The organism is Fodinibius sp. (assembly GCF_041642155.1).
Lineage (GTDB): Bacteria > Bacteroidota > Rhodothermia > Balneolales > Balneolaceae > Fodinibius.
In genome coordinates this window covers 1-11,293 of record NZ_JBEPWZ010000079.1, presented here as the reverse complement: position 1 = coordinate 11,293, position 11,293 = coordinate 1, and the positions used below count along the sequence as shown (strand labels likewise).

General features: G+C 48.4%; 10 protein-coding genes. 1 reads left to right on the top strand and 9 read right to left on the bottom strand.

What is annotated here, in order from left to right; translation table 11 throughout:
• The 3 genes from ACESLU_RS06720 to ACESLU_RS06710 form a co-directional block, all read right to left on the bottom strand.
• Positions 1-1,219: carboxypeptidase-like regulatory domain-containing protein (locus ACESLU_RS06720; RefSeq protein WP_372636925.1), on the bottom strand; the 1,219-nt coding region annotated here is incomplete at its 3' end.
• Between the two features lie 33 nt (positions 1,220-1,252).
• Positions 1,253-2,359 carry a FecR family protein gene (locus ACESLU_RS06715; protein ID WP_372636922.1) on the bottom strand — a complete coding sequence of 369 codons (1,107 nt, stop codon included), beginning with the start codon at positions 2,357-2,359 and terminating at the stop codon, positions 1,253-1,255.
• Between the two features lie 424 nt (positions 2,360-2,783).
• Entirely contained in the window at positions 2,784-3,371 is a 588-nt protein-coding gene (locus tag ACESLU_RS06710) for an RNA polymerase sigma factor (protein ID WP_372636919.1), read from the bottom strand.
• A gap of 217 nt (positions 3,372-3,588) precedes the next feature.
• On the opposite strand from ACESLU_RS06710, the gene ACESLU_RS06705 reads away from it, so the two are divergent.
• Positions 3,589-3,777, top strand: a complete 189-nt coding sequence (locus ACESLU_RS06705) for a hypothetical protein (RefSeq protein WP_372636916.1) — start codon at positions 3,589-3,591, stop codon at positions 3,775-3,777.
• On the opposite strand, the gene ACESLU_RS06700 is transcribed toward ACESLU_RS06705, so the two are convergent.
• From ACESLU_RS06700 to ACESLU_RS06675, 6 genes are all read right to left on the bottom strand, one after another.
• Positions 3,774-4,829 (bottom strand): dihydrodipicolinate synthase family protein, encoded by a 1,056-nt coding sequence (locus tag ACESLU_RS06700; RefSeq protein WP_372636914.1) that lies wholly within the window; start codon positions 4,827-4,829, stop codon positions 3,774-3,776. The genes ACESLU_RS06705 and ACESLU_RS06700 overlap by 4 nt on opposite strands.
• 24 nt (positions 4,830-4,853) lie before the next feature.
• Positions 4,854-5,870, bottom strand: a complete 1,017-nt coding sequence (locus ACESLU_RS06695; RefSeq protein ID WP_372636910.1) for an NAD-dependent epimerase/dehydratase family protein — start codon at positions 5,868-5,870, stop codon at positions 4,854-4,856.
• Positions 5,867-7,093, bottom strand: coding sequence for an Nramp family divalent metal transporter (locus ACESLU_RS06690; protein WP_372636907.1), 1,227 nt, complete (start codon positions 7,091-7,093; stop codon positions 5,867-5,869). Before ACESLU_RS06690 ends, ACESLU_RS06695 begins: the two co-directional genes overlap by 4 nt.
• A 299-nt stretch (positions 7,094-7,392) precedes the next feature.
• Positions 7,393-8,955 carry a PQQ-dependent sugar dehydrogenase gene (locus ACESLU_RS06685; RefSeq protein WP_372636904.1) on the bottom strand — a complete coding sequence of 521 codons (1,563 nt, stop codon included), beginning with the start codon at positions 8,953-8,955 and terminating at the stop codon, positions 7,393-7,395.
• Positions 8,956-9,086: 131 nt separating this feature from the next.
• Positions 9,087-10,385 (bottom strand): enolase C-terminal domain-like protein, encoded by a 1,299-nt coding sequence (locus ACESLU_RS06680; RefSeq protein ID WP_372636901.1) that lies wholly within the window; start codon positions 10,383-10,385, stop codon positions 9,087-9,089.
• Between the two features lie 88 nt (positions 10,386-10,473).
• On the bottom strand, positions 10,474-11,293 hold an 820-nt coding region (locus ACESLU_RS06675), incomplete at its 5' end, for a Gfo/Idh/MocA family protein (RefSeq protein ID WP_372636899.1).

The following is an 11,293-nucleotide window of genomic DNA, read 5'->3' as shown; positions in this document are numbered from 1 at the left end:
TAATCCGGTCCATCTGCTCATCCGAATAGACAGCAGCTTCTCCCGCATTTCGTGCAGCCTGATTAAACGCCGTTGCCCAAATTAATGAACTTTCCTGATGAGGTAATGCGATGGGAGAATCAAACGATAAATTATTGCTATACTGAATACTGGGATCGCCGCTCGAACTTCCTTTTTTGGTTGTCATCAGAATGACTCCAAAAGCTCCCCGTGACCCATAAATAGCGGAAGCGGAGGCATCCTTCAACACAGAGACGCTTTCAATATCATTGGGATTTATGTTATTGGGGTTCATTTCCACCCCGTCTACCAGAATAAGGGGGGAATCATCTCCACTAATTGATCCCATACCTCGAATATTCCAGTCAGGCGTTGATCCCGGTTCACCCCCGCGATACCCCATGCTAAAATTTAGATTGGGCGAGGTACCCTGTAAAAGATCACCTACGTTTGCCTGAGCCCTGTCGTCAAGATCTTCCCCGGAAATTTCATCTATGGAACCGGTGATATTAGCTTCTTCCTGTGTACCATATCCCACTACTACCAGCTCATCTCCAAGGACGGCCTCAGGAGTTAATGCTATCTCCAGGTTTGTTTGACCTGCAATGGGCACTTCTTTCGATTGATAACCGATATAAGAAACGACCAGTGTATCCTGCAGAGACGGAACATCCAGGGAAAAAGTACCATCCGCATCGGTAGCCGTTCCGCGGGTAGTCCCCTTCACCATTAGATTTACCCCCGGCAGGGTTTCTCCGGAGTTCGCATCGATGACCTGTCCCGAAACAGGCTCCATAACAGCAGATGGCGGCACCTCCGAGGTATTTTTCTCTTTAATAACAATTTGGCCGGAAGGGGAAGCCAATACCTCCAGTTCGGTATCCTCAAATAGTTGCTTAAAGGCTTTAATAACGGTTACGCGGTCTTTTGAAAAATTGATGCTCTTTTCAGGCAGCTTTCCCTGATTATACGACAAGCGTACCCCCGCCTGGTTGGCTAATTCAACCAGTGCCTCTTCCAACGGTACCTGATCATAGGAGACCGAAATGGTTTTGCTATATAACCATGTAGTATTGCCATTGGAGGCATACCACTCAAGAGGGGCAAAATTTTTAGCTTGTATGCTGTCCTCCTGCGCCCATCCCGATTGATAGAGCAGAAACATACATACCATGCCCAGCAAAAAGAATCTTCCTTTTTTCAGCTTATTATCTCGCATAAGATTACACATCTTGGCTTTAATTAGATTATATTATTTGTTGTAAACGATGTAGGATCGTTTCGACGCTGCTTTCCTGTATTCCATATCGAGAGACAAAGCGATAGCCTCCAATACTTCCTCTAAAGGTTGGCTATCCGTAAATGAACCGGTAAACTGCCGGTCTCTCAGTTGTTCTCCATTATCACTTTCTATCTCTATGGTGATATTATAGTACCGCTCCAGCGTTTTCTTAACTCTTATAAACTGTTGATTGGAGAAGACCAGTTTCCCCTCGGTCCATCCCAGGTGAACGGCAAGATTCTCTACTTCCGTTACTTCGGCAATCCCAGCGGGTAATAATGAACCTTTCTGGTTCTGTGTAATTTCTTTGCTGTTAAGATTAGCGGTATCCTGTTTCGCTCGGAGCGCAACCTTCCCCTCCGCTACGGTTACCTCTACTTGTTCATCCCCGGAGTAGGCGCGAACATCAAATTGTGTACCCAGAACTTCCGTCACCGAGTGTTCAGTAACCACCAGGAAAGGCCGGACTGAGTCTGTCGCTACATTAAAGAAAGCCTGTCCCTCGAGTTGTACGCTGCGAAGGGAGTCGGAGAACGTCTCCGGCGTAATAATCTTACTTCCGGCATTCAGAATAACTCTCGTGCCGTCACTGAGGCGGAGATGGGTACGCTGTCCATGTTCGGATACAATTTCCTTATGAGCGGGGACCTGACCTTCTGAAACAGGTTCTTCTCGTTCCATGGGAACCGTAAAAAGCAGGATCAGACTGATCATCGCCGCGGCGGCGGCTACCAATCCCCATTTAAATCTGTGAGGCTTTTTATTAGCGGATACCTCTGATTCTTCCTTTTGAACCTCATTCGAGCCAGCAATATGTTCTCCCTCCTCCACTTCCTCTTCATCATGCTTTTCAAAATCTCTTCCATGCCGGATATTATACCGTAACCAGGCCGAATCCACATCCCAGTCCTCTTTTGACTCGGCCGGTGTCTCCAGCAATTTTTCGACAAATAAGATAATTTCTTCGTGATCCGCATCGGAAGCCATCCATTTTTGGACCTCCTCATGCTCAGCGGGATTACTTTCCCCCCGAACGTATCGCAGAATTTTTAACCAGCTGATATCTTCTTCATTCATCTAAAAAACATTCCTTTTGAAGTGCTTCAACAGTTAATACCGGATAAATGGAGTATACCCCTACAACTTTTTTATTTTTTTGGTGAATAGTTATTTATAATGCCTTGTACGGTTGGTTTCCAAGTAGACTTTTAACGTCCGGAAGATCTGAATGCCTTGATTAAGTAAAACTCTGACAGAAGCCAACGTCCGCTGGAATGCTTTCATCATATACTGTACAAGGGGTTATTGTATCAGACAGACCTAAAACATGTTAAAACGGCGCCAGGTGTGACGGGAGAAAAAAAGCGAATATATTTTCTCCGCGAATGAACAGGAAGGATCGAGACAAGCCAGGTATGCGTAATAATCATACTTTACAGGGAGAGGCTAAAATCAAGTGCTGTATAATGCAACTGAATTCTATAGGCGACTCAGACAGGGCTCAAATGGAAATGCCTTCCGATGATATAAAATGGGACAGCTCTTTGCGGAGGTGCTTTAACGAGCGGCTGATCTGTGTTTCTACGGTTTTGATGGAAATTCCCAGTACTTCTGCAATTTCCCTGTAGGTCAGATTGTCTTCCCGGCTCATCAGAAAAACATCACGGCGACGTTCCGGCAGTTCGCTAATTGCAGTCTTTACCGCCTGCTTAAACTCCTTGCCATTTATTTTTTCCTCAGGGCTGGTTTCTCGGCTCTCCAAAAATGACAGGTCATCGAGCTCTGCAAACGCATCCCGTTTACGTTGATTTAAATGCTTATAGGATTCATTCCGAACGGCGGTATACAAGTAGGCCCTTAATTTCCCATTTGCCTTAAGTCCCTTCCGGTTTTTCCACACCTTGTGAAAAACGTTATGAACCACATCTTCCGCTGCGGCTTTGGACTTTACATAACGAAAAACAAATTGACATAAGCGAGGATAATAAAACCGGTATAGTGCTTCAAACCCTTCTTTGCTCCCTTCCCGAATCTCTTCGACCCATCGATTTTCACGGGCCGTACGTTCATCGTTTGTAGCTGATTCCATACCCCAGGTCATTATTTATGAAGCTCGTTAAGCTGACTAATCGGTGATCCTACTCATTAGATTCGTTTAATTAAGAGTTTTATAAATCATTAGCAAATGTTTTGTACGTCAAAATTCAAGAGAGTATTTACTTACAGAAGCATAAAAGCCTACACCGCCGCTCATTGTAAACTGTGGTGGATACTGATCTATATTATGTGGACCGAACAGGAATACTATGATCCAAATTATCAACAAAAAAGTGGAGCAACCGAAGGCTGCCCCACACGAGCTGGCTAATGCCGCTACACTGCGAACACATATATGCCTGGAAAAATACTATGTAATAAAGCAAAGTACCGCGGAACACTTTGACCTGCCCTATCCCTATCTCTACCTCTGGCCCACCAATGTTTTGTTGCGTTAGGTCTGACGCTCGGCCAGAAACTCTTCCACAAACTCATCGTCATTCAAATGGGGATAGCTCTCATATATCCGGTCTATTTCTTCCATCTGTCCCTCCGAAAGCGTTTCATCGGCATTCAGGCACCATCGTCCTTCTAACAGTCCCTGCCGCCGGAGAATTTCGTGGATCCCGGGGATGCACCCGTGAAAGTCGTGCTCGGCGTCAAAAATAACCGCGTTGGTATCCGTCACTTCAATGCCCCTGGTCAGAAGTTCTGTCAGGTCGGCCCCTTTGCTGTTTCTTTTTTCTTTAATCTCATCCAGCAGCTCTACCGCCTTCCGGGTCCACACCGCCCAGTGTCCCAATAATCCCCCGACAATCGATTTTTCCCGGTATTCGCCGTTAACCTTAAACCGGTAGGTGGTTAACAGGTCGGGTATGATATTGTCATCGTTGCCTGTATACAGCGCAATATCCTTATACCTGGAGGAGGCACATACCGCCCGTACCACGTCCAGCGTCTGGTACCGGTTGAACGGGGCCATTTTGATAGCGTGGACGGCTGGTATTTCAGCAAAGTCCCGCCAAAAATCATAACTGAGCAGCTGTCCCCCTACCGCCGGCTGCAGGTAAAATCCAAACAGGGGGATCTTTTCCCCCACTTCTTCCGCTCTCTTTATCAATTCCAGCTCGGAGTACTCCGAAAGTCCGCCCATGCTCAGCAGTCCCATGTCGTACCCGAGCGATGAGGCCAGCTCCGCTTCCCCGATCGCCTGGTCAGTGGGGCCCACAATACCCGCAACCTTCACAAAGGGACGATCTAACGAAGCATTCTCCACTTCCTCGGATCCAAGCCGAAGTACCGGCTCAAGCAGGTCGATACCCTTGTCGCGAATTTCAAATTGTGTAGAATGCACGCCCACGGCTATGCCCCCGGCACCACTGGCGATATAGTAGCGGGTCAGCAACCGTTGCCGTTCTTCATCCAATTCACGATGAGCGTTCAGGGCCAGTGGGTGAGCCGGAATGACCGTACCCTCCTGCAAAAATTCTTTAATCTCTTTCTTCAACATCTGTCTGTCTACCTGTGTCTTATCTTAGAATTTACCTGATCGTACCTGGAAATGGGTGGGCTTATCAATCGTTTTTTTGTCCCGTTGCACCCACTGTGCCGTCCATTCGATGATCTGGTTCAGGGAAACCGAGGGGTAACCAAAAAGTTTATGGGAATGAGAAGCATTGTTTAACAGAGAAGTCGGCTGTTCTTCATTCACAAACTCCGGTTCCTGTTCGAATATTCTGCCAAACTGGTGGGCGACCGACCGGACCGATATGGTTTCCGGACCGGTGACATTGAGCAGTTTGGGAGGTGTTTTACAATGCAAAAGCGACCGCAGAGCGATTTCATTGGCGTCTCCCTGCCAAATAACATTCATATGGCCGTTTCTAAGGTCAATAGGCTCTCCTTCGTAGACAGCCTTGGCTATCTCCAGGAGATTTCCATACCGCATTTCCACCGCATAATTCAGGCGGAAGAAGAGCATCGGGATGTCATAACGATGAGAAAAATGTTCGAAAACCCGTTCCCTTCCCAGGCAGGACTGAGCATATTCCCCGACGGGACCCGGGTCCGTCTGTTCTGTTGCTCCCCCGGAACCGTAGGGGACAAAAGGGTAAATATTGCCCGAGGAAAAGGCCACTATTTTTGAATTTTTGAATTTTTCCGCCACGCGTCCGGGCAGGTAGGCATTCATCGCCCACGTGAGGTGCTCATTCCCTGAGGTTCCAAATTTCTTCCCCACCAGGTATAGTACATTTTCAGGTTCGGGAAGGGCTTGCAGTTCCTCTTCGTTCAGCAGATCCGTCGCAATAGTTTCAATGCCGTAATTTTCCAGTTCTTCCCGCAGTCCCGGGTCCGAAAAACGGGAAACGCCAATGACTTTCTGATCGCTTCCGCATGCCTTGAATGCACGGGTGGCAAGCTTCGCCATGCTGGGTCCCATTTTACCTCCGACCCCCAGTATCATTATATCACCTTCAATATTCTTAACATCTTCTATCAGCCCTTCTGAAGGTTCAGATAACCGATCTTCCAATTCTTCTAAAGATTTCATAAAAATAAATTTTTAAAGTTTCCGAATGCTAATCCGAATAATACGAGTAATCCGATGATACCCAAAAAATTGTCGAATTTTTTATTTACCAAAGTTCCCATAAGATCCTTGTCATTTGCCAGAATAAAAATACCGGCACCAATAAAAGGCACTATAAAAATAGTGATTCCCTGGGCAAAAACAATGAGCTCAAGGGGGAGTTCTCCAAATATGATGGCGATTGTTGCTCCGGCAATCATAATTAAAGATATGCAAACTCTGACCGACTTGCTGCTCAGATCACTGCCCAGCGATAAGGCATCCGCAAGCAGCGTACCCCCGATGGTGGCATTTCCAATAAGAGAGGAGAACGAGGCCCCAAACAGGCCCAGCATAAAAAGCGATACCGCCCAGTTTCCAAAGAGGGGCTGTAGGGCCAAACCCATATCTGAAGCGGAATTCACCTCGATTCCCTGGGGATACAGAATCGCGCCGCTTCCCACCAGAATCATGGCCGAGATACAACCCAGAATAAAGATGCCCGAGAAGCTCTCCTTGACTACTTTTTTTACTTCTCCGCTCTTCCAGCCCTTTTCCTGCACCAGGTAGGACTGGTAAAAGGCTCCCACAATAGAAAAACTGGATGCCACCAGCGCCACCACCAGCAACAGCGATCCCGCCGGTATGGAGGGTACGGCCCCCTGCACCACCTGAACCATATCCGGCTGGGTAATGATCAGGGTTAACAGGAAGGATACCAGCATAATACCCACCATGAGAATCATCACTTTTTCCAATACCTTGTAAAAGGACTTAAAAAACAGCAGCAGGATACCGCATATGAGGACAAACAAAATCCAGGGGACGGTAGAGGTTCCGAGCGGTTCCGCAAATGCCACTCCTGCTGCCACGGCATTACCCGCCTGAAAAGAAACCGTCACCAGGAAGATCCCGACGCCTGTAAATAATGAAGCCCACTTCCCCCACCTCTTCTTAAAACTTTGCAGCAATGAATAGTCGGTAGCTATTCCGATCCGGGCGCCCATGCTTGTAAAAGCCATCATCAGGATGGTTGATACTATGATGACCCACAGGAGCTCGTATTCATAGATAGCTCCCAGTTTAGAGGTGATGGTTAAACTGCCCGGACCGAAAACCAGTGCGGCGGTAATGATACCCGGACCTAAATAAGCCAGCCATTTTTTGGTAATGGTGCCGACATCCTTATCGTTATCATTTGTCATAATATACGTAACTGATCTATTACCAAATTCCTGCGTTTTTTTGCCGGATTCTGCCGGAAGCCAATATCATTTTAACTGTCACAATTTTTCGATTGTCCGGAAGCAGTCAATTGATCTGGACCAATGCGGGTATTTTCAAACCCGAACCCATGCCGCTCCCGGCAGTATTCGGAATACAAGCCTAAATATATTACTCTTGCCGGTTTATTCAAGCACTTTCTGATATCCTTCGGTACCCTGTTAACTACTACACATAAGTACTCCGGGAGTATTAGAAATAAAATGAAATTTAACATTCGTTAAAGATTACGCACTTCTTTCACTTCCCCGGGCGTAATTTCGGATACGTCATTTCCCAGCTCCGTTCGAATATAGGTCAGTATACGGGCGATTTCCGCATCATCTAAAAAGTCGAAAGCGGGCATCGACTCGGTGTATTCCGGGTTGCCGTCCCCGGCGGATTCCACATTGCCTGTCAAGACGGTCCTGATCAAGGCCTCCTTGTCGCCCGTGACGGCAGACGATTCCTTCAGGGGCGGGAAGGTCCCCGGGATGCCCCCGCCGGCCGGCATGTGGCAGGAGGCACAGTACTTCTGATATATCAGGGCTCCTTCGGACAGATTTTCGGAAAAGGAGGCCAGTGAATCCGACACCATTTCCCCGATAGACTTAATCCCCTTTATCTTCTCGTCATCAGAGATCCTGAAAAGCCTCAGAATGCGATCGTCTTTGGGCATTGGGAAGTTTTCCTGCTCTTTCCAGTCCCGGTTGCTGGTGGCCACATACACGTCCCCTTCCGGCGAAACAGTTACATCCCGCAACCTGCCGAATACTTTTTCCAGGTAAAGACGGTTCCCCTCAATAGCCTTTCCTTCCTCAGACAGCGGCAGAACATGCAGCGTAGCGTCTTTCAACGTGGATAAGATCAACGAATGCTGCCATTCCGGGATGCTCGCTGATCCGTAGTAATCAATGCCCGCCGGAGCAATAGTGGGCGTCCATGCTTTCAGCGGTTCCACAATAGTTGAATCGGCGCAATATGCCTGTTCGTCCCCCGTATCACAAAACCCTTCGACATCGGGCCAGCCATAATTTCCGCCTTTTTGGATCAAATTTATTTCATCATCCGTAGCCACCCCATGTTCAGAGGCATACAATAGTCCCCGCTCGCCGTATGTCAATCCCTGCTGATTTCGAAATCCCCACGCCCACACTGGACTGTCGGCTAACGGGTTATCTTCGGGGATACTGCCATCCACATTGAGCCGGAGAATCTTTCCGCCCAGGGAACGGAGATTTTGGGCATCCTCGGCATTACCGGCCTCTCCGGTTGCAACCACTACTTTGCTCCCGGGAGAGATCGTCAGCCTGGAGCCGTTATGACCTCTTCCGCCCGGAATATCGAGGAGCGTTTCGGCTTCGCTCAGCGTGTCCGCACCGACGGTATAGCGGACGAGATTCAGGGCAATTCGGTCTTCCCCTTCTTCTTCCCTTGAATTATACAGCAGAAAGATATACGGATAATTTTCCTGGTCGGGATGGATGTCCATGCCCAGCAAACCCGGCGTAGTTCTCAGGTACACATCCTGCAGCTTCAACATTTCAACCTTCTCCCCGGTCCGGGGATTGAGTTTACTGACGACCCCCTTCTGCTCGGTCATCCATATCCAGCCGTCCGGTCCCCAGGTAATCTCCCAGGGCACCTCCAGTCCCGATGCGATGGTACTAACCCCGACCACTGTTGAGTCCAGGGTGAAATAGGTTTCAGCCTTCGTATCCCATGCAGAAACTTCATCTCTTTCCCGGCAGCCGTATAACAGGGTCAGCGTCAGAATGGTAAGAAAACAGTAATATGATTTCATAGGCCTCCACTGTCGGAGTCCTTCATCTCCCCCATCATTGAAGTTGAAATTGAAATAACAACCACTTGTTCGGTTTATAATTTTCAGCCTGTAATTATTTTTAGTCTATAAAAAAGGTGTTGTATTACTATCTATTTGGGAGATACCAACTGCTCGTAGTGTTTGGATGATTTAAAAATACCGCCGCTCTCCCTGTAGAAGTCTTTGTTAAGCACAAAAGTACCATCCCTGACCTTGGTCCACGGCGCATGTCCCGACGGATGGTAATCCTGCATGGCCTTCCAGTTCCGGTAATTCATGTCGCCGTTTGTTTCCATAACACCCATATTCAATCCCGGAAAGGGATGTAAATGAGCGGCGAGCAATTTATGCCAGTCAACCAAAATTGGATTCACGGTCAGATCCGAGCATACGCAGGGTATTCCCTGTTCATAGGCCAACTTCGCAATCTTAAGAGAGATACTCAGGGTCTTGGCTATCCCTTTTAAGACCAGGACCCGGTAGCCCTGCTCAATCCGCTCTCTGGCGTCCTCCACATTATGAACGCTATCGTCGGCCGCGATCGGGACACCTACCTCCGATACGTCCTCCCTGTTATCTTCGCTGAGGGGTTCCTCCACAAATAAAATATGCTCCAGTGCCCCTATATCCGCTGCATGTTCAATCAGCCGCTCCAGTGTCTTTTTTTTCTGATACCTTCCATTGGCATCCATCGTATACAGGATTTTACCATCGGGCGTCTGGGAGGTTGATTTATCCTTGAGTGCCTTATGAATTTCAGACAGGCGATTCATGTCCTTGCGTAGCATCTCTTCCTGGCTGCCCGGCTGACCCGTTTTAATTTTTATAATAAAGTAACCACGGTCCACCGCTTTTTCAATGTCCCCCAGCGGCATATCATAGGAAACCTGAAACATGATCCCTATGCGGTCATTGTGATACGATAGGGCCGGTTTAAAAGGTTCCGGAATCATAGTCCCGAATGTGGACCGGTTGTGTTCTTCCGCATACAGCAGCCATGCGGCGTTGTCCAGACCGATCAGGGCATTCAATATGAAATTTTCGTTGACATCTTCTTTTCCCGTTATGCGGCGGGCTTCTTTTCTGAGTTCGGGAAGCAAGGTATCGATCAGCCCTACCGGGGTTTCAAAAGAAACGGACCTGCTTAACTGCAGCGCCCGTTCAGTCAGCGCATACATCAAGGCATTACCGCCGGCTTCAGACCAGGAGGCAAACAGATCCATATCCCCGTAGAGTACGCTCTGGGTCCCCAGTCCCACTTTACTGTGCCCGTTTTCCGAAGTTAATCTAACGACCGTCTGCCACAATTCAGAAAGATAACCGCCCTTGAAACCAAACGGGATTTTAAGTTTTTCCCGCTCAAAATTCGATTGCGTTGCAGCGATTCTTATTTCATTACTATTGCTCATAACGCCATTGGTACATTTGAGTCCCGCTAACCCGTTAGTCGTCTGCTATAGCCATGCAAAGAATTTTTCAAATCCAACTCATATCATCTTATGCATTCTCTCTCGCTTTGGCTATCACATCGTCTAAGGTAACCGATTCTCCCCCTCTGCGTTTACTTTCGTCGGCGGCTTCCATAAACGCATATATTTCCAGAGTCTCTTCGCGACTTATCGGGGGCTGACCCGTCCGAAAGAACTCTACGATCTCCACCAGTAGCGGACGGTAGCCTTCATAGGGACCGATTTCAACTTCACCCTCCTCCCCGAATGCTCTGCCGCCGTAACTGTGCTTCCCGGACCTTCGTCCACGGAATGTCCCGATACGCCCGTCTTCCCAGGTCCCGACCACCACATCGGTATCATCACTGTGAACGCGAACTACGCGTTCGCATCCGGTCTTCATCACCGTAAAAAGAATCTCCACCCCATGAATGCCGTACCAGAACAGGTCCGGATGGGTCTCTTCCAGGCTGGCGGGACTATACGTATCGGCTCCCACTACACTGCCAATCGCTTCCCCGTTTCGGATCGCATAGGCGTTCTTCATATACCGGAGGGAAGAGGAAGAAAAGGTCGGCACATCATATCGCTCCGCGGCGTCATAGATGGCGATGGCATCGGAAAGCGATCCGGCCACGGGTTTATCGATGAATACCGGCTTGCCCGCTTCAAAGACGGGCAGAGCCTGCTCGAGGTGCCGGTTCCCGTCATTGGTTTCCAACAACACCACATCCACCCTGTCCAGCAACGCATCAATGGAATCGACGATTTCCACGCCCATCTCCTTCATCTGATCGGTATAGTCCGGTATTCTGCTATAGCTCGACTCTATGTTCAAACTCCCTTTCGGATAAGCCGCCACCACCGGA